Annotated in this window: 32 protein-coding genes; 19 read left to right on the forward strand and 13 right to left on the reverse strand. The window is 52.5% G+C overall.

The window, feature by feature from the left end; translation table 11 throughout:
* The first annotated feature begins 8 nt into the window (after positions 1-8).
* Positions 9-395: a hypothetical protein gene (locus tag NA624_RS16715; protein ID WP_000639595.1), complete on the forward strand. Its 387-nt coding sequence runs from the start codon at positions 9-11 to the stop codon at positions 393-395.
* 119 nt (positions 396-514) lie between these two features.
* Here NA624_RS16715 and fliE read toward each other — a convergent pair whose 3' ends face one another.
* Complete coding sequence (gene fliE, locus NA624_RS16720; protein ID WP_000719037.1) at positions 515-829, reverse strand: flagellar hook-basal body complex protein FliE; 315 nt, start codon at positions 827-829, stop codon at positions 515-517.
* A gap of 216 nt (positions 830-1,045) precedes the next feature.
* Here fliE and fliF point away from each other — a divergent pair, with 216 nt between their 5' ends.
* The 14 genes from fliF (at position 1,046) to rcsA (ending at position 12,557) form a co-directional block, all read left to right on the forward strand.
* A complete protein-coding gene (gene fliF / locus NA624_RS16725) occupies positions 1,046-2,728 on the forward strand; it encodes a flagellar basal-body MS-ring/collar protein FliF (protein WP_001276840.1) in 1,683 nt (560 codons plus the stop codon).
* Entirely contained in the window at positions 2,721-3,716 is a 996-nt protein-coding gene (gene fliG, locus NA624_RS16730; protein WP_000067735.1) for a flagellar motor switch protein FliG, read from the forward strand. Before fliF ends, fliG begins: the two co-directional genes overlap by 8 nt.
* On the forward strand, positions 3,709-4,416 hold the full coding sequence (fliH, locus tag NA624_RS16735) for a flagellar assembly protein FliH (RefSeq protein ID WP_000064158.1): 708 nt from the start codon (positions 3,709-3,711) through the stop codon (positions 4,414-4,416). The genes fliG and fliH overlap by 8 nt, the downstream gene beginning before the upstream one ends.
* Entirely contained in the window at positions 4,416-5,786 is a 1,371-nt protein-coding gene (gene fliI / locus NA624_RS16740; protein ID WP_000213257.1) for a flagellar protein export ATPase FliI, read from the forward strand. The genes fliH and fliI overlap by 1 nt, the downstream gene beginning before the upstream one ends.
* 21 nt (positions 5,787-5,807) lie before the next feature.
* Positions 5,808-6,251, forward strand: a complete 444-nt coding sequence (gene fliJ, locus NA624_RS16745; RefSeq protein ID WP_000046981.1) for a flagellar export protein FliJ — start codon at positions 5,808-5,810, stop codon at positions 6,249-6,251.
* On the forward strand, positions 6,248-7,465 hold the full coding sequence (gene fliK / locus NA624_RS16750) for a flagellar hook length control protein FliK (RefSeq protein WP_000631672.1): 1,218 nt from the start codon (positions 6,248-6,250) through the stop codon (positions 7,463-7,465). The genes fliJ and fliK overlap by 4 nt, the downstream gene beginning before the upstream one ends.
* A 104-nt stretch (positions 7,466-7,569) precedes the next feature.
* On the forward strand, positions 7,570-8,037 hold the full coding sequence (gene fliL, locus NA624_RS16755; RefSeq protein WP_000132174.1) for a flagellar basal body-associated protein FliL: 468 nt from the start codon (positions 7,570-7,572) through the stop codon (positions 8,035-8,037).
* Between the two features lie 4 nt (positions 8,038-8,041).
* Positions 8,042-9,046, forward strand: coding sequence for a flagellar motor switch protein FliM (gene fliM, locus NA624_RS16760; RefSeq protein ID WP_000502811.1), 1,005 nt, complete (start codon positions 8,042-8,044; stop codon positions 9,044-9,046).
* A complete protein-coding gene (gene fliN / locus NA624_RS16765; RefSeq protein ID WP_001282111.1) occupies positions 9,043-9,456 on the forward strand; it encodes a flagellar motor switch protein FliN in 414 nt (137 codons plus the stop codon). The genes fliM and fliN overlap by 4 nt, the downstream gene beginning before the upstream one ends.
* The gene (fliO, locus tag NA624_RS16770; RefSeq protein WP_000978276.1) at positions 9,456-9,833 is read left to right on the forward strand and encodes a flagellar biosynthetic protein FliO; all 378 of its coding nucleotides are present in this window, start codon (positions 9,456-9,458) and stop codon (positions 9,831-9,833) included. Before fliN ends, fliO begins: the two co-directional genes overlap by 1 nt.
* The gene (gene fliP / locus NA624_RS16775) at positions 9,833-10,570 is read left to right on the forward strand and encodes a flagellar type III secretion system pore protein FliP (RefSeq protein WP_001253413.1); all 738 of its coding nucleotides are present in this window, start codon (positions 9,833-9,835) and stop codon (positions 10,568-10,570) included. The genes fliO and fliP overlap by 1 nt, the downstream gene beginning before the upstream one ends.
* Positions 10,571-10,579: 9 nt before the next feature.
* The gene (fliQ, locus tag NA624_RS16780) at positions 10,580-10,849 is read left to right on the forward strand and encodes a flagellar biosynthesis protein FliQ (RefSeq protein ID WP_000187355.1); all 270 of its coding nucleotides are present in this window, start codon (positions 10,580-10,582) and stop codon (positions 10,847-10,849) included.
* 8 nt (positions 10,850-10,857) lie between these two features.
* Positions 10,858-11,652: a flagellar biosynthetic protein FliR gene (fliR, locus tag NA624_RS16785; RefSeq protein WP_000616953.1), complete on the forward strand. Its 795-nt coding sequence runs from the start codon at positions 10,858-10,860 to the stop codon at positions 11,650-11,652.
* A 281-nt stretch (positions 11,653-11,933) separates the two neighbouring features.
* Complete coding sequence (rcsA, locus tag NA624_RS16790) at positions 11,934-12,557, forward strand: transcriptional regulator RcsA (RefSeq protein WP_000103974.1); 624 nt, start codon at positions 11,934-11,936, stop codon at positions 12,555-12,557.
* 38 nt (positions 12,558-12,595) lie between these two features.
* Here the strand turns inward: rcsA and dsrB are convergent, their stop codons facing one another.
* Positions 12,596-12,790, reverse strand: a complete 195-nt coding sequence (dsrB, locus tag NA624_RS16795) for a protein DsrB (protein WP_000867218.1) — start codon at positions 12,788-12,790, stop codon at positions 12,596-12,598.
* 128 nt (positions 12,791-12,918) lie between these two features.
* Here dsrB and yodD point away from each other — a divergent pair, with 128 nt between their 5' ends.
* The gene (gene yodD, locus NA624_RS16800; RefSeq protein ID WP_000844798.1) at positions 12,919-13,146 is read left to right on the forward strand and encodes a YodD family peroxide/acid resistance protein; all 228 of its coding nucleotides are present in this window, start codon (positions 12,919-12,921) and stop codon (positions 13,144-13,146) included.
* Positions 13,147-13,455: 309 nt separating this feature from the next.
* Positions 13,456-14,271: a mannosyl-3-phosphoglycerate phosphatase-related protein gene (locus NA624_RS16805; protein WP_000948788.1), complete on the forward strand. Its 816-nt coding sequence runs from the start codon at positions 13,456-13,458 to the stop codon at positions 14,269-14,271.
* On the opposite strand, the gene dgcQ is transcribed toward NA624_RS16805, so the two are convergent.
* From dgcQ to NA624_RS16820, 3 genes are all read right to left on the reverse strand, one after another.
* Positions 14,250-15,962 (reverse strand): cellulose biosynthesis regulator diguanylate cyclase DgcQ, encoded by a 1,713-nt coding sequence (dgcQ, locus tag NA624_RS16810; protein WP_001119830.1) that lies wholly within the window; start codon positions 15,960-15,962, stop codon positions 14,250-14,252. The genes NA624_RS16805 and dgcQ overlap by 22 nt on opposite strands.
* Before the next feature lie 164 nt (positions 15,963-16,126).
* Complete coding sequence (locus NA624_RS16815; protein WP_000232161.1) at positions 16,127-16,312, reverse strand: YodC family protein; 186 nt, start codon at positions 16,310-16,312, stop codon at positions 16,127-16,129.
* A 76-nt stretch (positions 16,313-16,388) separates the two neighbouring features.
* Positions 16,389-17,306 carry a DUF808 domain-containing protein gene (locus tag NA624_RS16820; protein ID WP_086006807.1) on the reverse strand — a complete coding sequence of 306 codons (918 nt, stop codon included), beginning with the start codon at positions 17,304-17,306 and terminating at the stop codon, positions 16,389-16,391.
* A gap of 169 nt (positions 17,307-17,475) precedes the next feature.
* Here NA624_RS16820 and yedA point away from each other — a divergent pair, with 169 nt between their 5' ends.
* A complete protein-coding gene (gene yedA, locus NA624_RS16825) occupies positions 17,476-18,396 on the forward strand; it encodes a drug/metabolite exporter YedA (RefSeq protein ID WP_001212264.1) in 921 nt (306 codons plus the stop codon).
* On the opposite strand, the gene NA624_RS16830 is transcribed toward yedA, so the two are convergent.
* From NA624_RS16830 to drpB, 4 genes are all read right to left on the reverse strand, one after another.
* Positions 18,385-18,855: a very short patch repair endonuclease gene (locus NA624_RS16830; protein WP_000785978.1), complete on the reverse strand. Its 471-nt coding sequence runs from the start codon at positions 18,853-18,855 to the stop codon at positions 18,385-18,387. The genes yedA and NA624_RS16830 overlap by 12 nt on opposite strands.
* Positions 18,836-20,266 (reverse strand): DNA cytosine methyltransferase, encoded by a 1,431-nt coding sequence (locus NA624_RS16835; RefSeq protein WP_001157316.1) that lies wholly within the window; start codon positions 20,264-20,266, stop codon positions 18,836-18,838. Before NA624_RS16835 ends, NA624_RS16830 begins: the two co-directional genes overlap by 20 nt.
* A gap of 73 nt (positions 20,267-20,339) precedes the next feature.
* Positions 20,340-21,035 (reverse strand): phosphohydrolase, encoded by a 696-nt coding sequence (locus NA624_RS16840; protein ID WP_000377052.1) that lies wholly within the window; start codon positions 21,033-21,035, stop codon positions 20,340-20,342.
* A gap of 91 nt (positions 21,036-21,126) precedes the next feature.
* Positions 21,127-21,426 carry a cell division protein DrpB gene (gene drpB, locus NA624_RS16845; RefSeq protein ID WP_000107430.1) on the reverse strand — a complete coding sequence of 100 codons (300 nt, stop codon included), beginning with the start codon at positions 21,424-21,426 and terminating at the stop codon, positions 21,127-21,129.
* 648 nt (positions 21,427-22,074) lie between these two features.
* On the opposite strand from drpB, the gene ompC reads away from it, so the two are divergent.
* A complete protein-coding gene (gene ompC / locus NA624_RS16850) occupies positions 22,075-23,286 on the forward strand; it encodes a porin OmpC (RefSeq protein ID WP_001080686.1) in 1,212 nt (403 codons plus the stop codon).
* Positions 23,287-23,544: 258 nt separating this feature from the next.
* Here the strand turns inward: ompC and ymcF are convergent, their stop codons facing one another.
* The 4 genes from ymcF to NA624_RS16870 form a co-directional block, all read right to left on the reverse strand.
* Complete coding sequence (gene ymcF / locus NA624_RS16855) at positions 23,545-23,733, reverse strand: cold shock small protein YmcF (RefSeq protein WP_024131109.1); 189 nt, start codon at positions 23,731-23,733, stop codon at positions 23,545-23,547.
* A gap of 10 nt (positions 23,734-23,743) precedes the next feature.
* A complete protein-coding gene (gene cspE, locus NA624_RS16860; protein ID WP_000208509.1) occupies positions 23,744-23,956 on the reverse strand; it encodes a transcription antiterminator/RNA stability regulator CspE in 213 nt (70 codons plus the stop codon).
* Positions 23,957-24,410: 454 nt separating this feature from the next.
* A complete protein-coding gene (locus NA624_RS16865; RefSeq protein ID WP_000457652.1) occupies positions 24,411-25,679 on the reverse strand; it encodes a Y-family DNA polymerase in 1,269 nt (422 codons plus the stop codon).
* Positions 25,680-25,681: 2 nt separating this feature from the next.
* Entirely contained in the window at positions 25,682-26,101 is a 420-nt protein-coding gene (locus NA624_RS16870; protein WP_000394197.1) for a translesion error-prone DNA polymerase V autoproteolytic subunit, read from the reverse strand.
* Between the last annotated feature and the right edge of the window lie 436 nt (positions 26,102-26,537).

Consider the following 26,537-nt stretch of genomic DNA (forward strand, 5'->3'; position numbering starts at 1 on the left):
ATCAGGTGATGATTTATTTATGCACAGCAGAAGCCAAAAAAATGATAAAATTTATTTTCATCTCCATTATTGGAGTCGTCTGTCTTGCCGCTGCCCGTTACTCACCCGTCACAGTGGTCAATGCACATCCGAGCGCCATTGCCCGCTGTCTCGCTGATAATCTGTCCCCGTATGGGTATATACTGGATCTCCATGAAACAGATATTCCAGGCATTAATAAAGAATTTACCGTGTATTATCGCAACGGCGCATATATTGCAGGAACATTCTGGATTGCAAACTCAATGACAATAGCGTCAGAACGAATAGTAGGAATGAATGGCGTCAGTAAACAGGCGTACCCTATTTTTAATAAGTCCCTGCAACAATGTGCAACCCGCTTATCAATAAAATGAGCGCGCCTCGCAAAAACAAGCCCACATAATCACGCACTGGTTGCATGGGCGTCGCGTCCCCCGCCGCTGACGTAGGTAAGCGCCCGGGAGTTCGCTGCGGATGTGTTGTCAGCTCTGGCTTAAACCTGCATGGACATGACTTCCTGATACGCGGCGACCAGCTTGTTGCGCACCTGAATCCCCATTTGCATGGAGACGGACGCTTTTTGCATATCGGCCATTACGTCATTAAGCGCAATGCCCGGCTCACCCAGAGTGAATTTTTCTGCCTGAACGCGCGCCGCCGTTTGTCTGTCGCTAATACGATCCAGCGCAGCATGTAGCTGGCCGGCAAAACTCACCGTCGACTGCGAGTGCGTGTCTTGCCCGCGCGCGGCCATCGCCGTCGCCTGTAACTGGCTAATAACCCCTTCAATCCCCTGTATTGCTGCCATGCTATTCCCCTGGATGATTTTTTACGCAGCAGAGATTACCAGTTTGTCAATAAGATAAAGGCGTTAAATAACGATAAAAAACCTCGGTTTTTAGCGCATAGAAAAATTCGAAACCACAAATAATGAGACCGTCAATTTTTCGAGTTTGCTGACCCGGGAGTGAGTCTTGTTCCACTTTGCAAAAAACGCCGTCCACGATCAGTCACGAGGTGCGAGATGAGTGCGACTGCATCGACTGCAACCCAACCTAAACCTCTCGAGTGGCTTAATCGCCTACGCGCGAATCCCCGAATTCCGTTAATTGTGGCGGGTTCCGCTACCGTGGCGATCGTCGTTGCGATGGTGCTGTGGGCCAAAACGCCCGATTACCGCACGCTATTTAGCAACCTTTCCGATCAGGACGGCGGCGCGATCGTCGCGCAGTTGACCCAGATGAATATCCCCTATCGCTTTGCCAATGGCAGCGGCGCGATTGAAGTGCCCGCCGACAAAGTGCATGAACTGCGTCTGCGTCTGGCGCAGCAGGGGCTGCCTAAAGGCGGCGCGGTAGGCTTTGAACTGCTTGATCAGGAAAAATTCGGTATCAGTCAGTTCAGCGAGCAGGTGAATTATCAGCGCGCGCTGGAAGGTGAACTGGCCCGGACGATCGAGACGCTGGGTCCGGTAAAAAGCGCCCGTGTTCACCTGGCGATGCCAAAGCCGTCGCTATTTGTGCGTGAACAAAAATCCCCTTCCGCCTCCGTCACCGTCACACTGGAACCGGGACGGGCGCTGGATGAAGGACAAATTAGCGCCGTGGTACATCTGGTTTCCAGCGCTGTCGCCGGTTTGCCGCCAGGAAACGTCACTCTGGTCGATCAATCCGGTCATCTGCTCACGCAATCCAATACCAGCGGTCGCGACCTTAATGACGCGCAATTAAAATTTGCTAATGATGTGGAAAGCCGCATCCAACGCCGTATCGAAGCCATTCTGTCGCCTATCGTCGGGAACGGTAATGTTCACGCTCAGGTAACCGCCCAGTTGGATTTTGCCAATAAAGAACAGACGGAAGAGCACTACAGCCCGAACGGCGATGCGTCGAAGGCCACCCTGCGTTCACGTCAGTTGAATATTAGCGAACAGGTAGGCGCGGGCTATCCCGGCGGCGTGCCTGGCGCGCTGTCGAACCAACCAGCGCCGCCTAACGAGGCGCCGATCGCCACGCCGCCGACCAATCAACAAAACGCGCAGAATACGCCACAAACCAGCACCAGTACTAACAGTAACAGCGCTGGCCCGCGCAATACACAGCGTAATGAAACCAGTAACTACGAAGTGGACCGCACCATTCGTCACACCAAAATGAATGTGGGCGATATTGAGCGTCTCTCCGTAGCTGTCGTGGTGAATTACAAAACGCTGGCAGATGGCAAACCGCTGCCATTGACCGCCGATCAGATGAAACAGATCGAGGATTTAACCCGTGAAGCGATGGGTTTTTCCGATAAACGCGGCGATACGCTAAACGTGGTGAATTCACCGTTTAGCGCAGTGGATAACACTGGCGGCGAACTGCCCTTCTGGCAACAGCAGTCCTTTATCGATCAGTTGCTCGCGGCAGGTCGCTGGTTACTGGTGCTGGTGGTGGCCTGGATTCTGTGGCGCAAAGCGGTACGTCCGCAGTTGACGCGCCGTGTTGAAGAAACGAAAGCGGCGCAGGAACAGGCGCAGGTTCGTCAGGAAACCGAAGAAGCCGTGGAAGTACGCCTTAGCAAAGACGAGCAGCTCCAGCAACGCCGGGCTAACCAGCGTCTGGGCGCTGAGGTGATGAGCCAGCGTATTCGCGAAATGTCAGACAACGATCCGCGCGTGGTGGCGCTGGTCATTCGCCAGTGGATGAGTAACGATCATGAGTAATCTTAGCGGTACCGATAAAAGCGTCATTTTGTTGATGACCATTGGCGAAGACCGGGCGGCAGAGGTGTTTAAACACCTCTCCACCCGCGAAGTGCAGGCGCTAAGTACGGCGATGGCTAACGTGCGTCAGATCTCCAACAAACAACTGACGGACGTACTATCAGAGTTTGAGCAAGAAGCGGAGCAGTTCGCCGCGCTGAATATTAACGCCAACGAATACTTGCGCTCCGTACTGGTTAAAGCGCTGGGCGAAGAACGCGCCTCCAGCCTGCTGGAAGATATTCTGGAAACGCGCGATACCACCAGCGGTATCGAAACGCTCAACTTTATGGAACCGCAGAGCGCCGCCGACCTGATTCGCGATGAACACCCGCAGATTATCGCCACCATTCTGGTCCACCTCAAACGCAGTCAGGCCGCCGATATTCTGGCGCTGTTTGACGAACGTCTGCGTCATGATGTGATGCTGCGTATCGCGACATTTGGCGGCGTACAGCCGGCGGCACTGGCGGAGTTGACCGAAGTGCTGAATGGCCTGCTCGACGGTCAGAACCTGAAACGCAGCAAAATGGGCGGCGTAAGAACCGCGGCGGAAATTATCAACCTGATGAAAACGCAGCAGGAAGAAGCGGTTATTACCGCTGTGCGCGAATTCGACGGTGAACTGGCGCAGAAAATCATCGACGAGATGTTCCTGTTCGAAAATCTGGTGGATGTGGACGATCGCAGTATCCAGCGTCTGTTGCAGGAAGTGGATTCCGAATCGCTGCTGATCGCTCTGAAAGGCGCCGAACCGCCATTACGCGAGAAGTTCCTGCGCAATATGTCCCAGCGCGCCGCCGATATCCTGCGCGACGACCTTGCCAACCGTGGCCCGGTTCGTCTGTCTCAGGTGGAAAACGAGCAGAAAGCGATTCTGCTTATTGTGCGTCGTCTGGCGGAAACCGGCGAAATGGTGATTGGCAGCGGCGAGGATACCTATGTCTAATGAATTGCCGTGGCAAGTCTGGACCCCCGACGATCTCGCCCCGCCGCCGGAGACGTTTGTGCCGGTTGAGGCTGATAACGTGACCTTGACAGACGATACGCCGGAGCCCGAACTCACTGCCGAACAGCAGCTGGAGCAGGAGCTGGCGCAGTTAAAAATACAGGCCCATGAACAAGGTTATAACGCCGGGCTGGCGGAGGGACGGCAAAAAGGACACGCGCAGGGATACCAGGAAGGGTTAGCGCAGGGGCTGGAGCAAGGACAAGCTCAGGCGCAGACGCAGCAGGCGCCGATTCATGCCCGTATGCAGCAGTTAGTGAGCGAGTTTCAGAACACGCTTGACGCGCTCGATAGCGTTATCGCCTCACGGCTGATGCAAATGGCCCTGGAGGCTGCGCGTCAGGTCATCGGCCAAACGCCGGCGGTGGACAACTCGGCGCTGATTAAACAGATCCAACAACTGTTGCAGCAAGAGCCGCTCTTTAGCGGCAAGCCGCAGTTGCGCGTGCATCCGGACGACTTACAGCGGGTGGAAGAGATGCTGGGCGCCACGCTCAGCCTTCACGGATGGCGGTTACGCGGCGATCCAACGTTGCATCACGGCGGATGTAAAGTCTCTGCCGATGAGGGCGATCTGGACGCCAGCGTCGCTACTCGCTGGCAAGAGTTGTGTCGCCTGGCGGCACCGGGAGTGCTCTGATGACCACGCGCCTGACCCGCTGGCTTACTGCGCTCGACAACTTTGAAGCAAAAATGGCGTTATTGCCGGCGGTGCGTCGTTATGGACGTTTAACCCGCGCCACGGGCCTGGTACTGGAGGCCACCGGTCTCCAGCTTCCGCTGGGCGCCACCTGCATTATTGAGCGCCAGGACGGCCCTGAAACCAAAGAGGTGGAATCGGAAGTCGTCGGTTTTAACGGCCAGCGTCTGTTTTTAATGCCGCTGGAAGAGGTCGAAGGCATTCTGCCCGGTGCCCGCGTTTACGCCCGTAACGGGCATGGCGACGGTCTGCAAAGCGGCAAACAGTTACCGCTCGGCCCGGCTCTGCTTGGTCGGGTGCTGGATGGCGGCGGTAAACCGCTCGACGGACTGCCTGCGCCGGATACGCTGGAAACCGGCGCGTTAATCACGCCGCCGTTTAACCCGCTACAGCGAACGCCAATCGAACATGTGTTGGATACCGGCGTACGCGCTATCAACGCGTTGTTAACCGTAGGGCGCGGCCAGCGTATGGGACTCTTTGCCGGTTCCGGCGTCGGTAAGTCGGTTCTGCTTGGCATGATGGCGCGCTACACGCGGGCGGACGTGATTGTCGTGGGACTTATCGGCGAACGTGGCCGCGAAGTTAAAGATTTTATCGAAAATATTCTCGGCCCCGACGGTCGCGCGCGTTCGGTGGTGATTGCCGCCCCGGCGGATGTTTCGCCGCTGCTGCGAATGCAGGGCGCCGCCTATGCCACCCGCATCGCCGAAGACTTTCGCGATCGCGGACAGCATGTGTTACTGATTATGGATTCGCTGACGCGCTATGCGATGGCGCAGCGTGAAATTGCGCTGGCAATCGGCGAACCGCCAGCCACCAAAGGTTATCCGCCCTCGGTGTTCGCAAAGCTACCGGCGCTGGTCGAGCGTGCCGGTAATGGTATCCATGGCGGCGGCTCTATCACCGCGTTTTATACCGTGTTGACCGAGGGGGACGACCAACAAGATCCCATTGCCGACTCAGCACGCGCAATCCTCGACGGGCACATTGTCTTGTCCCGCCGTCTGGCGGAGGCCGGGCACTATCCGGCCATTGATATCGAGGCGTCAATCAGCCGGGCGATGACCGCGCTCATTACCGAGCAGCACTATGCGCGGGTACGGCTATTTAAACAGTTGCTTTCCAGTTTCCAGCGTAACCGCGATCTGGTCAGCGTCGGCGCTTATGCCAAAGGCAGCGATCCGATGCTCGATAAAGCCATTACCTTATGGCCGCAACTGGAAGCGTTTTTACAGCAAGGCATTTTTGAACGGGCCGACTGGGAAGACTCTCTGCAGGCGCTCGATTTAATTTTCCCGACGGTGTGATAAAGCAGGAGGGCGACGATCATGGCACAACATGGCGCTCTGGAAACACTCAAAGATCTGGCCGAAAAAGAGGTAGATGACGCGGCGCGTTTACTGGGCGAAATGCGTCGCGGCTGCCAACAGGCGGAAGAACAGCTCAAAATGCTGATCGATTATCAGAATGAGTATCGCAGTAATTTGAACACCGATATGGGCAACGGCATCGCCAGTAATCGCTGGATCAACTATCAGCAGTTTATTCAGACACTGGAAAAGGCGATAGAGCAGCATCGCCTCCAGCTTACGCAGTGGACGCAAAAAGTCGACCTGGCGCTGAAGAGCTGGCGTGAGAAAAAGCAGCGACTTCAGGCCTGGCAAACCTTACAGGACCGACAAACCGCGGCAGCGCTGTTAGCTGAAAACCGCATGGATCAGAAAAAGATGGATGAATTTGCTCAGCGTGCAGCAATGAGGAAACCCGAATGATCACCCTGCCCCAACTGATCACCACCGATACCGACATGACCGCGGGTCTGACGTCAGGAAAAACCACCGGTTCAGCCGAGGACTTTCTGGCGCTCCTGGCGGGCGCGTTAGGCGCAGACGGCGCACAGGGCAAAGACGCCCGCATCACGCTGGCCGATTTACAGGCGGCAGGCGGCAAGTTATCGAAAGAGCTACTGACCCAACATGGCGAGCCGGGCCAGGCGGTGAAGCTTGCCGACCTGCTGGCGCAAAAAGCGAATGCGACGGATGAAACGCTTACCGATCTGACACAAGCGCAGCATCTACTGTCTACGCTAACGCCATCGTTGAAAACCAGCGCTCTGGCCGCATTGAGTAAAACGGCGCAGCATGATGAGAAAACGCCCGCGCTGAGCGATGAGGATCTTGCCAGTCTGAGCGCCTTATTCGCCATGCTGCCCGGACAACCTGTCGCGACGCCTGTCGCCGGAGAGACGCCGGCTGAAAATCACATCGCCTTGCCGTCACTGTTGCGCGGCGACATGCCATCGGCGCCGCAGGAAGAGACACATACGCTCTCTTTTAGCGAGCATGAAAAAGGGAAAACCGAGGCGTCGCTTGCGCGCGCCAGCGACGATCGCGCCACGGGGCCATCACTGACGCCGCTGGTGGTCGCTGCCGCCGCGACCAGCGCGAAAGTGGAGGTGGATAGCCCGCCCGCGCCAGTAACGCATGGCGCGGCAATGCCGACGCTCAGCAGCGCCACGGCGCAACCGCTACCTGTCGCCTCAGCCCCGGTACTCAGCGCGCCGTTAGGCAGCCATGAATGGCAGCAAACGTTCAGTCAGCAGGTCATGTTATTTACGCGTCAGGGACAGCAAAGCGCGCAGCTTCGATTGCATCCGGAAGAGTTAGGTCAGGTGCATATTTCGCTCAAGCTGGATGACAATCAGGCGCAGCTCCAGATGGTATCGCCGCACAGCCATGTCCGCGCCGCGCTGGAAGCCGCCCTGCCCATGTTACGCACTCAGTTGGCGGAAAGCGGCATTCAGTTGGGACAAAGCAGTATCAGTAGCGAAAGCTTTGCCGGACAGCAGCAGTCTTCGTCGCAACAACAGTCTTCCCGCGCCCAACACACGGACGCGTTTGGCGCTGAAGATGACATAGCGTTAGCGGCGCCGGCCTCGCTTCAGGCCGCCGCGCGCGGCAATGGCGCAGTGGATATCTTCGCCTAACGCCAGAGGTAGCATGATTATCCGCGTCTTTTCCACGCTTTGTCGTGGACAGGACACGGGATAATCAGCCAATAAGCAGTACCGAAACAGGAAGCCCGTATCAGATGACTGACTCCGCGATTAACAAAAAGAGCAAACGCTCGATTTGGATACCTTTGCTGGTGTTGATTACCCTCACCGCCTGCGCGACCGCCGGTTATAGCTACTGGCGTATGCAGCAGCAACCGACCACGAACGCTAAAGCGGAACCGGCTCCGCCGCCCGCGCCGGTATTTTTTGCGCTGGATACGTTTACCGTCAATCTGGGCGATGCGGATCGCGTGTTGTATATCGGCGTGACCCTGCGTCTGAAAGACGAAGCGACGCGCGCGCGATTAAATGAATATCTGCCGGAAGTGCGCAGCCGTCTGCTGTTGTTGTTTTCCCGTCAGAATGCCGCCGAGCTCTCAACAGAAGCTGGCAAACAAAAACTGATTGCCGCCATTAAAGAGACGCTGGCCGCGCCACTCGTTGCCGGACAACCAAAACAGGTCGTCACTGACGTGCTTTATACAGCTTTTATTCTGCGGTAACGATATGGGCGATAGTATTCTTTCTCAGGCTGAAATCGATGCGCTGTTGAACGGCGACAGCGACACCAAAGACGAACCCACTCCCGGTATCGCAAGCGATAGCGATATTCGCCCTTACGATCCCAATACCCAGCGTCGCGTCGTGCGTGAACGCTTGCAGGCGCTGGAGATTATTAACGAGCGTTTCGCACGCCAGTTCCGGATGGGATTATTTAACCTGCTGCGCCGCAGCCCGGATATTACCGTGGGCGCCATACGTATTCAGCCGTATCACGAATTTGCGCGTAACCTGCCGGTACCGACCAACCTGAACCTGATCCACCTGAAGCCGCTACGCGGCACCGGGCTGGTGGTGTTCTCGCCGAGTCTGGTGTTTATTGCCGTCGATAACCTGTTCGGCGGCGACGGCCGTTTTCCGACCAAAGTCGAGGGCCGCGAGTTTACCCATACGGAACAGCGTGTCATCAACCGTATGCTGAAACTGGCGCTGGAAGGCTATAGCGACGCATGGAAAGCCATTAATCCGCTGGAAGTGGAGTATGTGCGTTCCGAAATGCAGGTGAAATTTACCAATATCACCACCTCGCCGAACGATATCGTCGTCAATACGCCGTTTCATGTGGAGATCGGCAATCTGACCGGTGAATTTAACATCTGTCTGCCATTTAGCATGATCGAGCCGCTGCGTGAGCTGTTGGTGAATCCGCCGCTGGAAAACTCGCGCCATGAAGATCAGAACTGGCGTGATAACCTGGTGCGCCAGGTTCAGCACTCTGAACTGGAGCTGGTAGCCAATTTTGCCGATATTCCGTTACGTCTTTCCCAGATTTTGAAGCTGAAACCCGGCGATGTACTGCCGATTGAAAAACCCGACCGCATTATTGCTCATGTGGACGGCGTTCCGGTACTCACCAGCCAATATGGCACCGTAAACGGACAGTATGCGCTACGCGTAGAACATTTGATCAACCCAATTTTGAATTCGCTGAATGAGGAACAGCCCAAATGAGTGACATGAATAATCCGTCCGATGAGAATACTGGCGCATTGGATGATCTGTGGGCTGACGCGTTAAACGAGCAAAAAGCGACCACCAATAAAAGCGCCGCCGACGCGGTTTTCCAACAGCTTGGCGGCGGCGATGTCAGCGGTGCTATGCAGGATATCGATCTGATTATGGATATCCCGGTCAAACTGACCGTAGAGCTGGGCCGCACGCGAATGACCATTAAAGAACTGTTGCGTCTGACGCAGGGGTCGGTCGTCGCGCTGGACGGGCTGGCGGGCGAGCCGCTGGATATCCTGATTAATGGCTACCTGATTGCCCAGGGTGAAGTGGTCGTCGTGGCGGATAAATACGGCGTACGTATCACCGATATTATTACGCCATCCGAGCGTATGCGTCGTTTGAGTCGTTAATGATGAAGACAGAGGCCACGGTTTCTCAGCCCACCGCGCCAGCCGGATCGCCGCTCATGCAGGTGAGCGGCGCATTAATTGGCATTATTGCGCTCATTCTGGCGGCGGCCTGGGTGATTAAGCGTATGGGATTCGCGCCAAAAGGAAATAGCGTCCGGGGACTCAAGGTGTCAGCCAGCGCCTCGCTTGGCCCGCGCGAACGCGTGGTGATTGTCGAGGTCGAAAATGCGCGTCTGGTACTTGGCGTGACCGCCTCGCAGATCAACCTGCTGCACACCCTTCCGCCCGCGGAGAATGACACGGAAGCACCCGTTGCCCCACCGGCGGATTTCCAGAACATGATGAAGAGCTTACTCAAGCGTTCCGGGAGATCCTGATGCGCCGTTTGTTATTCCTTTCTCTGGCGGGTCTGTGGCTTTTTAGTCCCACCGCCGCTGCGCAACTGCCGGGGCTTATCAGCCAACCATTAGCGGGCGGAGGCCAAAGCTGGTCATTATCCGTCCAGACGCTGGTTTTCATCACCTCGCTGACGTTTCTGCCGGCGATTTTACTGATGATGACGAGCTTCACGCGTATCATCATTGTTTTTGGCCTGTTGCGTAACGCACTGGGCACGCCCTCGGCACCGCCAAACCAGGTGTTACTCGGACTGGCGTTGTTTTTGACCTTTTTTATTATGTCGCCCGTCATTGACAAGATTTACGTGGACGCTTACCAGCCGTTTAGCGAGCAGAAAATTTCTATGCAGGAAGCGCTGGATAAAGGCGCGCAACCGTTACGCGCGTTCATGCTGCGCCAAACCCGCGAAGCCGATCTGGCGCTGTTTGCCCGTCTGGCCAATAGCGGTCCGTTACAGGGACCGGAAGCAGTACCGATGCGTATCCTCCTGCCCGCTTATGTCACCAGCGAATTAAAGACGGCATTTCAGATCGGTTTTACGATTTTTATCCCTTTTTTGATTATCGACCTGGTGATCGCCAGCGTATTGATGGCGTTAGGGATGATGATGGTGCCGCCAGCGACAATCGCCCTGCCGTTTAAGCTGATGCTGTTTGTGCTGGTCGATGGTTGGCAATTGCTTGTGGGGTCGCTGGCCCAAAGCTTTTACAGTTAGAGGCGCAAAATGACTCCTGAATCCGTCATGATGATGGGCACCGAGGCGATGAAAGTCGCTCTCGCCCTGGCTGCGCCGCTGTTACTCGTCGCGCTGATTACCGGCCTCATTATCAGCATCTTGCAGGCCGCGACTCAGATTAATGAAATGACGCTGTCGTTTATCCCTAAAATCGTCGCGGTATTCATCGCAATTATCGTTGCCGGCCCGTGGATGCTCAACCTGCTGCTGGATTACGTGCGCACTCTGTTCAGCAATTTACCTTATATCATCGGATAAACAGAACGATGATACAGGTTACAAGCGAGCAATGGCTATACTGGCTGCATCTCTATTTCTGGCCTTTGCTGCGCGTACTGGCGCTGATTTCAACGGCGCCAATTCTCAGCGAGCGCGCTATTCCCAAGCGGGTAAAACTGGGGTTGGGAATAATGATTACCCTTGTTATCGCGCCGTCGCTACCGGCAAACGATACGCCGCTTTTTTCTATTGCCGCCTTATGGCTGGCGATGCAACAAATTCTGATCGGTATTGCGCTGGGATTTACCATGCAATTCGCCTTTGCGGCGGTGCGTACCGCAGGTGAGTTTATCGGTCTGCAAATGGGGCTTTCCTTTGCCACCTTCGTCGACCCGGGCAGCCACCTGAATATGCCGGTTCTGGCGCGTATTATGGATATGCTCGCCATGCTACTGTTTCTCACCTTTAATGGCCATTTGTGGCTTATTTCGCTGCTGGTCGATACCTTCCACACTCTGCCCATCGGTAGTAACCCGGTGAACAGTAATGCATTTATGGCGCTCGCCAGGGCCGGAGGACTCATTTTCTTAAACGGACTGATGCTGGCATTGCCGGTCATTACCCTCCTGCTTACGCTCAACCTGGCGCTGGGGCTATTAAACCGCATGGCGCCGCAGCTCTCGATATTTGTTATCGGTTTCCCGCTTACCCTCACCGTCGGCATTATGCTGATGGCCGCGCTAATGCCATTAATTGCGCCGTTTTGCGAACATTTATTCAGCGAAATTTTCAATTTGCTTGCTGATATTGTTAGCGAGATGCCGATAAATAATAACCCATAATTTTTATCCTGTTTTACTAAGGTTTATCCGAAAATAAATTTTAAAAAACATTCACCAGGATATATCCGCTGCCCCTTATTTGTTTTTACTTCACTCACATAACGCAACATTCACTTTACTTTAAGATGATTCCTGGCAAATTATATGTAACTTTACGGGATAGTAAGTTCGCCTGAAAAACCGCGTAAGCGTTGTCTAAGGTGACTATTCGTGTTCCGTCTGATTATGGTGAGTTATTCAGGTAAGGGGAATTATCGTTACGCATTGAGTGAGGGTATGCCATGTCAACGATTATTATGGATTTATGCAGTTACACCCGGCTAGGGTTAAGCGGGTATCTGGTCAGCAGAGGGGTGAAAAAAAGGGAAATCAACGACATCGAAACCGTTGACGAACTCGCTATCGCTTGTGGCGCGCATCAGCCTTCGGTGGTGTTTATTAATGAGGACTGTTTCATTCATACGCCTTCAGACAGTCAACAAATAAAGCAAATCATTAATCAACATCCTGACACGTTATTTATTGTTTTTATGGCAATTGCTAATGTGCATTTTGATGAATATTTATTAGTAAGAAAAAACTTATTGATTAGCTCAAAATCGATTAAACCTGACTCGCTGGATACCCTTCTTGGCGATATTCTGAAAAAAGAGTCGGGTATTTCAGGAACCATAAATTTACCAACATTATCGTTAAGTCGAACTGAATCCAGCATGTTGCGAATGTGGATGGAAGGTCAGGGAACCATTCAGATTTCTGACAGAATGAATATTAAAGCAAAAACAGTATCCTCCCATAAGGGGAATATAAAAAGAAAGATAAAAACGCATAATAAACAAGTGATCTATCATGTAGTACGGCTGACAGATAACGTCACTAACGGCATTTTTGTTAACATGCGCTGAGACATCCGGACTGGCAATGTACCTCCAGTCCGGCTCAATTAGTCCTGCTCCGCCTTCTCGACAAAAATACCATCCTGGTGACCTGACTCATTGAAGAACCAGATGCCGAGCGGGTAATCCTCCAGCGAAACCAGGTACATTGTGCCTTCACTAAATTCTTCCACTGCCAGTACCACGCCCGGTCGGCGGGGACCGCCGTCCGTTTTAACGGTTACCCGATCATTCACCTTCATCATTTTCCTCCTGTCGCTTTGTGCCAGTGTAGAACAATTTTCTGCGTCTGACAGCGCCTTGCCGGCGTGTTTGCTGGTTTTCTCAACGGTCTATACTTAGGCTGTCAGGAACCCGTGAGGTAGTGAAGATGAAAACGGCAAAAGAGTACAGTGATACGGCCAAGCGCGAAGTGAGCGTCGATGTAGATGCGCTACTGGCGGCCATCAATGAAATCAGCGAAAGCGAGGTTCACCGTAGCCAGGAAGATCCTGAGCGGGTGAGCGTAGACGGACGGGAATATCATACATGGCATGAATTAGCTGAAGCATTCGAGCTGGATATTCATGATTTTAGTGTAACAGAAGTAAACCGTTAAAAATGGCCGAAAAAAATCCCGGCCCTACGGGTCGGGATCAAACTTGCTTATGCAAGAAGCACTTGAAAATTCGTTACACCAGGAAATCTGATGTGAGATTTACCTTATCTGCAATTTTTTTGCATGACAAGTAAATATTTTTTACATGAATGATTAAGCACGCTAATAGTTCGGTAGCAAAAGTGTGACAACGCATGTGCTGCCTGGAAGCGACGGGATCGGTTCCAGTTAGCGTTCGACTTCTTTCGGGTGTGCTTTAGGACTTTTCCTGGAAATAAGCCCGCCGTTGCAACGGAAAATGAGGAAAAAATGCTCTCAATCCATGACCCCTTGCTGATTTTTACCGATCTGGACGGCACATTGCTGAACAGCCACACTTTTGAGTGGCAGCCCGCGGCCCCCTGGCTTACTCGCCTGCATGAAAGCGGCGTGCCCGTGATCCTCTGTAGCAGTAAAACCGCGGCTGAAATGCTCCAGCTCCAGACGACGTTAAATCTACAGGGACTGCCGCTGATTGCGGAAAACGGCGCGGTGATCCAACTGGACGTTCATTGGGAAGACCATCCCAACTATCCCCGTCTGATTGCCGGTATTTCTCACAACGAAATCCGCCTCGTCCTGCATAAATTGCGTGAAAAGGAACAGTTTAAGTTCACCACGTTTGATGACGTTGACGATCAGGTGATAAGCGAATGGACGGGCCTAAACCGGGCACAGTCTGCCCTAACCCGTCTGCATGAAGCGTCGGTGTCGCTGATCTGGCGCGATAGCGATGAACGCATGGCGCAGTTTGTCGCCCATTTAAATGACCTGGGACTGCAATTTGTCCATGGCGCCCGTTTCTGGCATGTGCTGGACGCCTCCGCCGGTAAAGATCAGGCTGCCAACTGGCTGATAGAAGCATATCGTCGGCAGTGGCGCACGCGCCCTCTGACGTTGGGGCTAGGAGACGGCCCCAATGATGCGCCCTTACTGGATGTGATGGATTATGCGGTTGTCGTTAAAGGGCTAAACCGGGAGGGCGTACATTTGCGTAACGACGATCCTCAGCGCGTCTACCGTAGCCAGAACGAAGGGCCGGATGGCTGGCGCGAAGGAATGGACTATTTCTTTTCCCGCTCCTGAGTCGCGTCGCTGGCGCAAATACGGTTACGTCCGGACTGTTTGGCGTAATAAAGCCGTTTGTCGGCCAGCGACTGCAACTGCTCAAAATCATAGTCGCCGTATTCCTCCGCGCTACTGATCCCCATTGACGCGCTGATACGAAGCGTCGTGCTTTTCGTCACCAGAATTTCTTTGTCATTAATGCGCTGGCGTATGCGTTCGGCAATCTGCAGCGCCTGCGTTTTCGTCGCGCCGGGCAGCACGATACAAAACTCTTCGCCCCCTACCCGTCCGGCGATGTCGTGCGCTCGAATGGTGCTGCCAATGAGCCCAGCGGCATGGGACAACACGCGATCGCCTGCCTGATGACCAAAGCGATCGTTAACGCTTTTAAAATAATCTAAATCCAGCTGTATCACAGAAAATGGCTGGCGGGCTTCCCGGTAGCGCTTTGCCAGCCTGGACGCTTTTTCAAACAGCGCGCCACGGTTATATAGCCGGGTCAGCGGATCGTGCCATGCCTGCCATTGCAGCGAATTTTGCAGAACAAACATGTTTTTGACCATATGTCGAATAACGCCCCAGGAGATCAACAGCATCGCCGTAAAAAGCACCCATAACAACGTCAGCGCGATACTAATACTGCCAAAATTCCCTTGTATGCCTTCACGTAATGTATGCACGCGCAGCAGGACGCCATCAAAATGATCCAGCCGCTCCCAGCTTACATAATGCGTTCCTAAACGCAGCCCGCCCAGGGTATCTTTTTCTATTTCACGCGCCAGTAAGGCGCGCTCACGGTCATTTAACGTATTCGCGGTTTGTTGTTCCGGCGCGGAGTCCGTCAACAAACGGAGATGGTTATCGTATAGCTGATATTCCCCTTCAATATCCTTTTCGGCCGCATCGCGCAGGAACCGCTGTAATGACGCGACGGGAATATCCATTGCCAGTACGCCATACCAGTAATTATCGTGATCCAGCGGTAGACTGGCTGTCACTTTTTTCTGCTCGTCAGCAACATAGGGCTGTGCGGAGGTAAACCACCGCACGCCGCGCTGTGGGTTACGCCGTTGGCTTTGCTCGATAAACCAGGGCTGGGTCACGTACTGATAGTAACGGGAGACAATATCGCTACCGTACGCCGTAGGGAGAGTTGAGAGGTAAAACCCTGAGCGAGAAACATACATCGTCTCCAGCGTCAGCATGGCGGATGAGCGCGCCAGACGCGCCAGATACCCTAACTCCAGCGTGGCGGTTAATTCATTTGCCAGGTCACGACTCTCCCGCGAAAGAAGCGTCGTCCGGGCGACAAATTGATCGGAAACGCCATATAACGGCAATGTCCGCCGCTTATCCAGCTCCAGTTGCCAGAAATGTCTGACGCGTCGTTGCTCAAACTGCGTCACCGCGCTTTGCAATGCGGAAAAAGCCAGCGGCGCCACCAGCGCTTCATGCATACCGTTGCGTAAAAAGATCAACCTGTCCATGTTGAATTGCAGTTGGCGGTCAAGGACATTCGCGACGCTCCCCAGATGATTGCGCTGACTGGCGACATACGCGTCTTTCAGTATCATCACTTCCCGCCAGGTAAGTAGCGTCGAGAACAGCATTACGATCAGAAAACAGGTGTTGACGACATGACCGGGACCAAAACGCCGCGCCAGCTTTTTAAACCAGCCTTGATTATCTAACAGTGTTTCGTGCGGCACCCTGGTAACTCCTGGTTATTGATACAACGCCCCCTGATGGCTTACGGTAGCCAGACCTCATCAAGGGATACCACTCAATCCTGGCATAACCAGGTAGCAGCATGTCGCAGCGCGACGACTCTTTTTCTCCACAGCAAAACGCCCGGCATTAACCGGGCGTTTTGTCATCGGGCTTCGTCCCGCACGCGCCTTTCCTTGCCTGGCACGAGCTCATTCTCATGGAATGCCTCCCGCTTTACGCCAAAACCATCATACCAGCGACACTCTACCATTCCGCTGGAATAACCGGTGACGATCATCCGGGGCCCACCCTCTTTCACGGTAACTTCCTCACTGACAGAAAAGACCATACCTGCCTCCTGTATCAGATGAAACGTTTTCACCTTAGACGAGGATGGGCAATTTTGCATAATTCATTGTAGAAAATCAGTGCGAAACACCGCGAATTTTCGCCACACCTTTCACCAGCGCCACCACAATGGCGCCGATAATAAAGCCGAGCACCAGATTCAGCCCCGCAGGGATCGTATGCGCCATGAAAGCCCCCTGCTGCTGCGCAAAATGTTCAATGGTATGGTGTAGCGGCGCAATACCGTGTACGACAATCCCGCCGCCGACCAGAAACATCGCCAGCGTACCGACAATGGATAATGCTTTCATTAACCAGGGCGCGATAATCAGTAATCCTTTACCGACGCCCTGCGCCAACACGCTACGCTTTTCCGCCAGCCAGTACCCCATATCATCCAGTTTGACAATAATACCCACCAGGCCATACACGCCAATAGTCACAACCAAAGCAATCCCCGCCAGCACCAACACCTGATTAAGCAGCGGCGCCTGCGCGACAATCCCCAGGGTAATGGCCACAATTTCAGCGGACAGAATGAAATCGGTACGGACCGCCCCTTTTACTTTATCTTTTTCAAAGGCCAAAGGATCTTGCGCAGCCAGCGCCTCAAGACGTTTTTGCCGCTCCGCCGGGTCTTCTTTGTGTTTTCGCGCCTCAAAGGTATGCAGGACTTTTTCTACCCCTTCAAAGCAGAGAAACGCGCCGCCTAACATTAATAAAGGCGTAATGGCCCACGGGATAAATGCGCTTATCAGCAGCGCCAACGGCACCAGAATAACCTTGTTGATTAATGATCCTTTCGCCACGCTCCATACCACTGGCAGCTCGCGATTAGCGCGAACGCCGGTCACTTGCTGCGCATTGAGCGACAGGTCGTCCCCCAGTACGCCCGCGGTTTTTTTCGCGGCCAATTTGCCCATTACCGAAATATCGTCCAGCAGCGTGGCGATATCGTCGAGTAATGTCAGTAAGCTACTTCCTGCCAAAATGATTTCCTCGGTCTTTTCTTCTAAGACGTTAAGTATGTAGCAAAACGCGCAATGCCGAAACCGGCGGCGCGGGTCAACGCCTTTTTATTCCAAAAGGACAATTATAATGCTCGCCAGCATAATAATTTTGACGTTTACTATATTCACCCTTTTTATTTCACCGTGAGTGATTATGCGTTTCCGGCAGTTATTACCTCTTTTTGGCGCGCTTTTTGCCTTGTACATCATTTGGGGGTCTACCTATTTTGTTATCCGCATAGGCGTTGAAAGCTGGCCGCCGCTGATGATGGCAGGCGTACGTTTTCTCTCGGCGGGGATGTTGCTCATGGCGTTTTTGCTGCTGCGCGGCGAAAAACTTCCGCCGCTACGCCAGACCATCAACGCCGCGCTGATTGGTCTACTGCTGCTGGCGGTGGGTAACGGTCTGGTGACGGTGGCGGAGCATCAAAACGTGCCATCGGGCATTGCTGCCGTCGTGGTCGCCACTGTCCCGCTATTTACGCTGTGCTTTAGCTACTTTTTTGGTATTAAAACGCGCAAATTAGAATGGGTGGGGATTGCCATTGGACTTGCCGGGATTATTCTGCTGAACAGCGGCGGCAATTTAAGCGGCAATCCGTGGGGCGCGATTTTGATCCTGATAGGTTCGATGAGCTGGGCATTTGGTTCCGTTTACGGCTCGCGCATCGCCCTCCCTGTGGGCATGATGGCGGGCGCGATTGAAATGTTGGCGGCGGGCGTGGTATTGCTTTGCGCGGCGTTTCTTTCCGGCGAAAAGCTCGCCACGCTGCCTGGCTTATCGGGGTTTATGGCCGTCGGCTACCTGGCGTTGTTCGGTTCTATTATCGCCATTAATGCCTATATGTACCTGATTCGCAACGTCAGTCCGGCGCTGGCGACCAGCTACGCCTATGTGAATCCGGTTGTCGCCGTGTTGCTTGGCACTGGCCTGGGCGGCGAGAGGTTATCGCCCGTTGAATGGGCCGCGCTGGGTGTGATTGTGTTTGCCGTAGTGCTGGTGACTCTGGGTAAGTACCTGTTTCCTGTCAAGGCGGTGGTCACGCCGTGTAAAACGGAAGATTCACGCCAGTAGATGAATCCCCTGGGTGTCGATCTGCGCGCTGGCGCCGCCGCCGCAGATCCACTCTTCCAGGCGCTCCGCCAACGCCGCGTCGCTCAATTTCGCTCGCCCGCGCAAGGCGCACTCCCAGACGATCAGTACCCGCCAGCCAAGCGCCTGTAAACGCTGAATATCGCGCTCATCGCGCTCAACGTTCTTACCGATTTTTTCCAGCCAGAAAGCCGTTCGCGTGGCCGGTACTTTGAACAGATAACAGTGGTGATGATGCCAAAAGCAGCCGTGAGTAAAAATCACACAATCATAGTCATTCACCACAAAGTCCGGCTTGCCCGGTAATGTCGCGTCCTGAGTATGAAACGTAATCCCCTGCGCGCTTAGCAGGCCGGCAAGACGTTTTTCAATAGCCGTATCGCGGGTCGCTATCGCGCGCATATTTTTACTGCGCGTGGCTTTATCGTGAACGTCCGCCATCTACCGTCTCTCTCTGACGCAGCGTCACCGCCTGGTGAATTTTGGGTTCCAGCAGCTTTGCTACCGCGGCAAATACCGGCACCACCACGGAGTTGCCAAACTGGCGATAGGCCTGCGTATCCGAGACAGGTATCCTGAACTGGTACGTTTGCGGCGCCTCAAATCCCATTAAACGCGCGCACTCTCTCGGCGTGAGTCGGCGGGGACGATGTTGTTGGTTGCCAGCATCGTCGAAATTAACTTCGCCTTTCGCCATATCCCAACCACGATCGATCAGAATTTCGGCGCCATCTTTGTAGTAGCGAGCAGATAACGTGCGCGCCACACTTCCCGGATTATCAGGATAAACCATGCCATAGCCAAAACCGTTTCCCCGCGCCTGGTGCTTTTTCGCGTAGCGATATAAATATTTCCACAGCACCGGCGTCAGGATATATTTGGCTTCGACGACGGGCTCCAGCAGTTCTGCCAGCGTCGGACGGCGCGGTGGATAACAGCGGGCGATATTGCGTAACGTAAAATCGGTTTTCAGGTTTAAATCGCGACGGAATCCCACTAACACAATACGTTCCCGATGCTGAGGAAGAAAGTGCTGCCCGTCGATAATTTTCGGATCATCCGGGCCATTGTCAGCGGCATCCGCCACGTCATATCCCAGTTCATCGAGCGTTTGCATAATAATGCGAAAGGTGTTGCCCTGGTCGTGACTTTTAAGGTTTTTCACGTTTTCCAGCACAAACAGCGCGGGGCGGCGAGCGTCGATAATTCTTACGACATCAAAAAATAACGTCCCCTGAGTCTCGCAGGCAAAGCCGTGGGCGCGGCCCAGCGCATTTTTCTTGGAAACGCCCGCCAGAGAAAATGGCTGACAGGGAAAGCCCGCCAGCAGGACATCATGTTGCGGAATATGCTGGCGAATGTGTTCCGCCGCCTCATCATCGCTGACCCCTTCCCGGTGGCTCAACGTGATATCGCGGATATCTTCATTAAAGCGATGTTGCAGCGGATCGCAAAAATAGTTCGCTTTATATGTCCGTACCGCGTGCTTATTCCATTCGCTGGTAAACACGCACTGTCCGCCTATCGCTTCAAATCCGCGGCGAATGCCGCCGATGCCCGCGAAGAGATCGATAAAACGAAAGGCGTAATGTGGATGATGCGCTGGCGGCGTCGGCAACCCTGTTTTAAGACAGGTGAGTTCATTGTCGCTCAAACGATGCCATGCCGCGTTCATCATTACGCGCTTTAAGATGGCCGGGCTCCAGTGCTGTTCGCCCAGGCCGTTAAGGTGCGCCACCAGCGTTTTAACATCGTAGATTTCCAGCAATTGACTCAGCATCGCCTGGATCTCGCTTCCGGCGTCGTCGGCGATGAGGTTCCGGGCGTGTGTTACTGAAATATTTTCCTGCATACATTTAACCGGCCAAAAATAATTGCCGACAGACTAACATAAAATGACGCGGTTTACGTTTCAGCGACAGGGGTTACTGATGCGTAGCAAACATCTGGATGACCGCCTCATCCCGTGTTTCATAGTCGCCTTTCAGCTCAGCGCTCAGTTTCGCCATGTACGACACCAGAAAATCCGCATTACGCTGCGCCAGGTACTTGCCCCGTTCGGTCTGCATCGTCAGCGGCAGTTTCAGCAGCTTGGTTTGAAAATGGTCGAGCGCGAATTGCTTATCGTTAAGAGGCCGTCTGTCGGCAAAGGGATCGTCGGCATCAAACAGCGCGACGCCCAGCGCGCCGGAGACCGCGAAGACCCGCGCCAGACCAATGGCGCCCAACGCCTCCAGCCTGTCTGCATCCTGCACGATTTTTGCCTCTGGCGTGGTGGGCGCAATTTTTGCGCTGAAACTATGCGCTTCGATAGCATGACAAATGCCCGCCAGTTTTTCTGCCGGAAAGTCAGGAAAATCCCGCAGAAAAATACGCCGGGTTTCTGCCGCCGCCAGAATGGAAGAACGATGCCGCTGCGGATGATTTTTCGCCAGGCTGACGATGTCATGGAAATAACATGCCGATAGCACCACCAGCCAGTCGACAGGACTGTTTTCCCCCAGCGTTTGCGCGGTTGCCCAAACACGACGAAAATGGGAGATGTCATGGGCGGCATCCTGTTCCTGATGGTGGTGACGTAGCCAGTCTTCAAACTGCGATTGCCAGTATCCTGAGTCCATACGCCCTCTCTTTATAGCAGACCATTTTTATTACATGCCTGAGCACAGGGTTCGCTATCCTGACATATCCGCCACCACTTTACATCCCTGCTTACTTGCGCGTTTCTGGCTTAGTGTCGGCGGGATAAGCCCTGTTTTTGCGAGGCCGGGTATACCAGGCAATACTCCCCAGAATAAGCCAGACGACGCCCAGCGAAAGCGCGTTAAGCCATTTTTCCGTTGCGCTGCCAGGAGTGCTGATTGGGCCGAGAACCGGCTCGGTTTGTATGGCGGACATCAGCCACACGCAACGCGCCATCGCCCAGATGAAGTAGCCGCAAAAGGTATAAAAAACCCATAACGCTAATTTGCCACCCATGCTACGGGTGGCGTTGTCCTCCCTGGTACTCAAACTTTACTCCGCTTTTGTGATGTAAGTCATATGACATTAATTACATTATAATGTGACATTAGTCACATTTCGACCATAGAATACCTTATCCACCTGTTTTGGTTATTCATTCCACAAATAGTTTATTCCCAGTTAATGTTACGCCTGGCGCTGAACCTGCTGTTAAATAAGGGAATGGTGATTGAATCGCACTCTGATGCAGAATAACCCATAACCAGAACAACTTATTTTTACGCACCGCGATAGCGTTTTATTTTATTAGCATTAAGTGTCAGAATGATTCGGTTATTAGCCTTTTATCATTTATTTTATCATTACCCACATTACCGGCATTTATGCCGGTTTTTTTATGTTTTTTCATAATCAAAGCATCAAATACATATAAAAAACAAATTATATTCACACCAACAACCATCAAATCAAAACACATAACCCATTGATAAAAAATGATAATTATAGAATATATATTCTTAGTTACTTATATAGTCTGTATTATAAAAAACCAAATAGAAACAAATTGAAATATTTTAAATACCTTTGTTACATGTTATTTTTTAAATTCCATGAACTTCATAGAATAGTATCAATTTGTAGTTTTGTTGAAGTGGCTACATATTCATATAAATTATTATCATAAGGGAATACATAATGAACAGAAAAGTTCTGGCACTGCTTGTCCCGGCGTTATTAGTGGCAGGCGCAGCAAATGCGGCTGAAGTTTATAATAAAAATGGCAACAAACTCGACCTGTACGGCAAAGTTGATGGTCTGCGTTACTTCTCTGACAATGCAGGCGACGACGGCGACCAGTCCTACGCCCGTATTGGCTTTAAAGGCGAAACGCAGATCAACGATATGCTGACCGGCTATGGTCAGTGGGAATACAACATGCAGGCGAGTGGCACTGAAGGTAACAGGGATACGTCCTGGACTCGTCTGGGCTTTGCCGGTCTGAAATTCGGCGAGTACGGCTCTTTCGATTATGGCCGTAACTATGGTGTTATCTACGACGTTGAAGCCTGGACCGATGTGCTGCCGGAATTCGGCGGCGACTCTTACACCCAGACAGATGTATATATGCTTCAGCGTGCTAACGGCCTGGCCACCTATCGTAACACCGACTTCTTCGGCCTGGTGGAAGGCTGGAACTTCGCGCTGCAATACCAGGGTAATAACGAAAGTGGCAATAACGGATTTGGCCAGGAAGGCTCCGGTAATGGAACTAACCGCGGTACAAATAAAGAAAACGGTGACGGTTTCGGCCTCTCTACCTCTTATGACTTTGACTTCGGGTTAAGCCTGGGGGCTGCTTATTCAAGTTCTGACCGTACCGATGCCCAAGTAGGTAATGGATATGGTGATGGTCATCGTTACTATGGCAACAATGATGCCGGCGGTGAAACTGCCGAAGCCTGGACCGTAGGTGTCAAATATGACGCCTATAACGTATACCTGGCGGCCATGTACTCTGAAACCCGCAATATGACCTCTTATGGAGACAGCGACTATCACTCTGCAGACGGTAAGTTGGGTGGCGGCGGTATCGCTAACAAAACCCAGAACTTTGAAGTGGTTGCACAGTATCAGTTCGATTTCGGTCTGCGTCCGTCCATCGCCTACTTGCAGTCTAAGGGCAAAGATTTAGGCGGCCAGGATATGGATAGCCATGGTAACTATCGTTACACCGACAAAGATCTGGTTAAATATGTTGACGTCGGTATGACTTACTACTTCAACAAAAATATGTCCACCTACGTTGATTATAAAATCAACCTGCTGGACGAAGATGATGACTTCTACACAAACAACGGTATTGCAACCGATGATATCGTAGGTGTTGGTCTGGTCTACCAGTTCTAAGACACTTTATGTTATTCAAGCCCGTGCTTAGCGCGGGCTTGTTATTATAGGGCAAGAATTAAATAACGGATAAGGGCGCAAAGACAGGTGACCTGGCTTCATCGGATAGATGAAGACAACGTCGCTCTTTTCAGGCGCTGTCTGCAAGAGAAATAACACCTTTGGGGAAAGGTAAATGCCACTATAGATGATGGATGTCAGCGTCTATAGATGATAATCATCGGGCATAAAAAAGCTCCGATACGGAGCTAATATGAATTATTTTCTAAAATCTGGCGGAACCTGCCCTGAGCGAATGTATAATCCAACATTATCAAAAGTGATCATGGTTGACTTACAAAAAATACATTTCGCGCCAAATGGGTTTTGCTCAGTAACATCGAATGTCGATGTTCTGTATTGTGAACCATGGCAACATGGACACCGGAAGTGAATTTTATTAGTAATATCAGTTGCCTTAAAGCGCCACAACGTTGACCGCTGATGGACCTTTTGGTCCCTGCTCTACTGAAAACTCCACTTCCTGATTTTCATTCAGAGTGCGGAATTCATTACTTTGAATGGCGGAAAAATGCACAAACACATCTTTGCTGCCATCTTTAGGCGTAATGAAACCAAAGCCCTTTTCAGGGTTAAACCATTTTACTAAACCAGTGATTTTCGTCGTCATAATATTGTTACCTTTTGAATGAGCCCTTGGGCAAAATGGCCTGAAGAAAATTATCAGAGAGAAAAAAACCTAAAGGAGATCTCAAGAGGAACAAATGATGAGAAATATTACAATCACTACTTCAGATAAGTTTGTATCAAACCGCACAACCATTAACGCATGGTTAACTGCACATAGCAAGCTTTAGTTTTGTTAAAAAAATATTAATTGTTTTTTAGCATTATCACGCTGATTGCCATACTCTTTTTATCCATGCCCGTCGCTACGGCTGAAACCTGGCGTAAATAAGTTACGTCTCCCAACGCCTACCTGGCAATAAACGCGCCACATTTCCTGATGTCGTAAACCAGGATACATGCGCATCATCGTGAGAGGTTCCTGTGATCTCGTGCGACCAAAACCGGTTAGAGAACGGGGATGATTTGGCAACTATCTCATGCATTGATCGCACAAGTTACTTAACACGCAGTAGATCAGAGTATCTTGTGGTGTACCGAGGCGAAAGCATTTCTCGCTTCATAGCCCACTGTTGCGACATCCCCTGCCCGGCGAAGTACAGTGTCCCCTTCCCGTCTTTTGCGTTAAGATAGTCCAGTACTTCCATCAACTTCGCACTACCGGCGCGCGGCGCGTTATCGTCGAAAAGGTTGAGTTGCGCTACGCCCTGACTGAAGAAGTCACCCAGCATCACCCCCGCTTTCTGGTAGCGATGGCCGTCGCGCCAGATTTTATCCAGGCATTTCACAGCCGCATTGATAATGTCGCGTGAATCCTGCGTGGGGGTGAGAAGCGTCACCGCGGCGCTGTTACCGTAGTAGGGCTCGTTCAGGGCAAAGGGGGATGTTTTGACGAATGTTGAGATGAAACGGCAGTACTGGTGCTCGCCGCGGAGTTTTTCTGCCGCGCGCGCAGCGTAGCTGTAAATAGCCTGGCGCATTTCCTCATAGTCTGTGACCCGCTCGCCGAAAGAGCGGCTACAAACGATTTCCTGCTTTGCCGGCGCAAACTCTTCAAGCTCCAGACATGGCTCTCCGCGAAGCTCTCTCACGGTACGCTCCAGCACGACATTGAAGTGTTTCCTGATGATCCAGGTACTTTGTTCAGAGAGATCGAGAGCAGTCTTGATGCCCAGGGCATTGAGCTTCTTACTGATACGCCTGCCGACACCCCAGACATCCTCTACGGGTATCAGGGCCAGCAGCCGACGCTGGCGATCGATGTTCGACAGGTCAACCACCCCGCCGGTCTGGCGCTGCCACTTTTTCGCAGCATGATTAGCCAGCTTGGCAAGGGTTTTCGTCTGGGCAATGCCTACACCGACAGTCAGGTGCGTGCGCTTCAGGACCGTCGCTCTTATCTCGTGCCCGAAATCTGTCAGATCCCGGCAGTTTTGTACTCCCGTCAGATCACAAAAAGCCTCATCAATGCTGTAAATTTCTACCCGCGGCGCCATCTCCTCGAGTGTGGTCATTACCCGGTTCGACATATCAGCGTAAAGCTCGTAATTACTGCTGAAGCAAACAACACCGGATCGCCGGAAGCGTTCTTTCTGTTTGAAGAATGGCTCACCTGGTGCGATACCAAGCTGTTTCGCCTCGGCGCTACACGCGATAACGCAGCCATCATTGTTTGATAACACCACCACCGGTCGGCCACATAAATCAGGACGAAAGACCGTTTCGCAGGAGGCGTAAAAGCTATTAACATCGCAGAGCGCGAACATAATCAACTGACCGCTTTAATGATAAAGGTCACCACCCCGAATATGTCGAGCGTGTCTTCACTGCCGACAGGTATAGGTCGATAGGCGCCGTTCATGGGGATTAGCTGCACTGTCGGGCGCAACTGCAACCGTTTTACGGTGAACTCTCCTTCAATTGCCGCAATTACAATGTCACCGTGGTCAGCGTTCCGTGAGCTATCCACCACCAGCAGGTCGCCGTCGCTGATGCCTGCTTCAATCATTGAATCACCCGTGGCTTTGACAAAATATGTTGAGCTGGGATGAGAAACGAGCAACTCATTAAGATCGATACGCTGCTCAATGTAGTCCGCTGCGGGGCTGGGGAATCCACACGGCACTAAGTAACTGAAAAATGGGAGAGGAATAATTTCGCGCAACTCTGTAGGTCTGAAAAATTCCATAATCCATACCTCGAATACTGTTTTTATATACAGTAGTATTATTTAAACATGCGCGCAAGATACCGGAGTCGCTACGGCTGTTTAAATCTTCGTCGCTTCGTTTGTAAGTTTCTCTCTCAGTTCAAATTATGGGTTTTGTAAATTTTCCGGTTGTATTGTCATGTGTGCATATTTAAGCCAGTCTGGAGGCCACATTTTCTGTACAGCGTCGACAGCCCCGCAGCGTAAGTTATCGCCACGCGCCAGCGCGTTTCCCTGACAGCAATTAATCTTTCGCCCTGCGCCCATGTCTACAGGGGAACATTTCGGGCAACAGGCCGGGTGCGACGATTACCGAGGACGACGGCGTTAAATCGCCGCTAGTGACATCAATATTAATCCAGATGGGGTACAGCGAAAGAGCGGGGCAGAAAACCAAGAGTTGACTTATGATCGA

Origin of the sequence: Salmonella sp. NW38 (genome assembly GCF_051807745.1) — a bacterium.
Lineage (GTDB): Bacteria > Pseudomonadota > Gammaproteobacteria > Enterobacterales > Enterobacteriaceae > Salmonella > Salmonella enterica.

What these genes read in the sequence shown, in the direction of transcription:
- cspE (WP_000208509.1), bottom strand. Translation starts at nt 23,956, where the DNA reads ATGACGACGAAAATCACTGGTTTAGTAAAATGGTTTAACCCTGAAAAG.
- NA624_RS16715 (WP_000639595.1), top strand. Translation starts at nt 9, where the DNA reads ATGATTTATTTATGCACAGCAGAAGCCAAAAAAATGATAAAATTTATT.
- fliL (WP_000132174.1), top strand. Translation starts at nt 7,570, where the DNA reads ATGACTGACTCCGCGATTAACAAAAAGAGCAAACGCTCGATTTGGATA.
- fliE (WP_000719037.1), bottom strand. Translation starts at nt 829, where the DNA reads ATGGCAGCAATACAGGGGATTGAAGGGGTTATTAGCCAGTTACAGGCG.
- NA624_RS16805 (WP_000948788.1), top strand. Translation starts at nt 13,456, where the DNA reads ATGCTCTCAATCCATGACCCCTTGCTGATTTTTACCGATCTGGACGGC.
- NA624_RS16865 (WP_000457652.1), bottom strand. Translation starts at nt 25,679, where the DNA reads ATGTTCGCGCTCTGCGATGTTAATAGCTTTTACGCCTCCTGCGAAACG.
- fliG (WP_000067735.1), top strand. Translation starts at nt 2,721, where the DNA reads ATGAGTAATCTTAGCGGTACCGATAAAAGCGTCATTTTGTTGATGACC.
- NA624_RS16870 (WP_000394197.1), bottom strand. Translation starts at nt 26,101, where the DNA reads ATGGAATTTTTCAGACCTACAGAGTTGCGCGAAATTATTCCTCTCCCA.
- fliQ (WP_000187355.1), top strand. Translation starts at nt 10,580, where the DNA reads ATGACTCCTGAATCCGTCATGATGATGGGCACCGAGGCGATGAAAGTC.
- ompC (WP_001080686.1), top strand. Translation starts at nt 22,075, where the DNA reads ATGAACAGAAAAGTTCTGGCACTGCTTGTCCCGGCGTTATTAGTGGCA.
- NA624_RS16835 (WP_001157316.1), bottom strand. Translation starts at nt 20,266, where the DNA reads ATGCAGGAAAATATTTCAGTAACACACGCCCGGAACCTCATCGCCGAC.
- fliH (WP_000064158.1), top strand. Translation starts at nt 3,709, where the DNA reads ATGTCTAATGAATTGCCGTGGCAAGTCTGGACCCCCGACGATCTCGCC.
- fliI (WP_000213257.1), top strand. Translation starts at nt 4,416, where the DNA reads ATGACCACGCGCCTGACCCGCTGGCTTACTGCGCTCGACAACTTTGAA.
- NA624_RS16815 (WP_000232161.1), bottom strand. Translation starts at nt 16,312, where the DNA reads ATGGTCTTTTCTGTCAGTGAGGAAGTTACCGTGAAAGAGGGTGGGCCC.
- yedA (WP_001212264.1), top strand. Translation starts at nt 17,476, where the DNA reads ATGCGTTTCCGGCAGTTATTACCTCTTTTTGGCGCGCTTTTTGCCTTG.
- fliN (WP_001282111.1), top strand. Translation starts at nt 9,043, where the DNA reads ATGAGTGACATGAATAATCCGTCCGATGAGAATACTGGCGCATTGGAT.
- fliO (WP_000978276.1), top strand. Translation starts at nt 9,456, where the DNA reads ATGATGAAGACAGAGGCCACGGTTTCTCAGCCCACCGCGCCAGCCGGA.
- rcsA (WP_000103974.1), top strand. Translation starts at nt 11,934, where the DNA reads ATGTCAACGATTATTATGGATTTATGCAGTTACACCCGGCTAGGGTTA.
- fliK (WP_000631672.1), top strand. Translation starts at nt 6,248, where the DNA reads ATGATCACCCTGCCCCAACTGATCACCACCGATACCGACATGACCGCG.
- fliR (WP_000616953.1), top strand. Translation starts at nt 10,858, where the DNA reads ATGATACAGGTTACAAGCGAGCAATGGCTATACTGGCTGCATCTCTAT.
- fliP (WP_001253413.1), top strand. Translation starts at nt 9,833, where the DNA reads ATGCGCCGTTTGTTATTCCTTTCTCTGGCGGGTCTGTGGCTTTTTAGT.
- fliM (WP_000502811.1), top strand. Translation starts at nt 8,042, where the DNA reads ATGGGCGATAGTATTCTTTCTCAGGCTGAAATCGATGCGCTGTTGAAC.
- fliJ (WP_000046981.1), top strand. Translation starts at nt 5,808, where the DNA reads ATGGCACAACATGGCGCTCTGGAAACACTCAAAGATCTGGCCGAAAAA.
- yodD (WP_000844798.1), top strand. Translation starts at nt 12,919, where the DNA reads ATGAAAACGGCAAAAGAGTACAGTGATACGGCCAAGCGCGAAGTGAGC.
- dsrB (WP_000867218.1), bottom strand. Translation starts at nt 12,790, where the DNA reads ATGAAGGTGAATGATCGGGTAACCGTTAAAACGGACGGCGGTCCCCGC.
- NA624_RS16840 (WP_000377052.1), bottom strand. Translation starts at nt 21,035, where the DNA reads ATGGACTCAGGATACTGGCAATCGCAGTTTGAAGACTGGCTACGTCAC.
- fliF (WP_001276840.1), top strand. Translation starts at nt 1,046, where the DNA reads ATGAGTGCGACTGCATCGACTGCAACCCAACCTAAACCTCTCGAGTGG.
- NA624_RS16830 (WP_000785978.1), bottom strand. Translation starts at nt 18,855, where the DNA reads ATGGCGGACGTTCACGATAAAGCCACGCGCAGTAAAAATATGCGCGCG.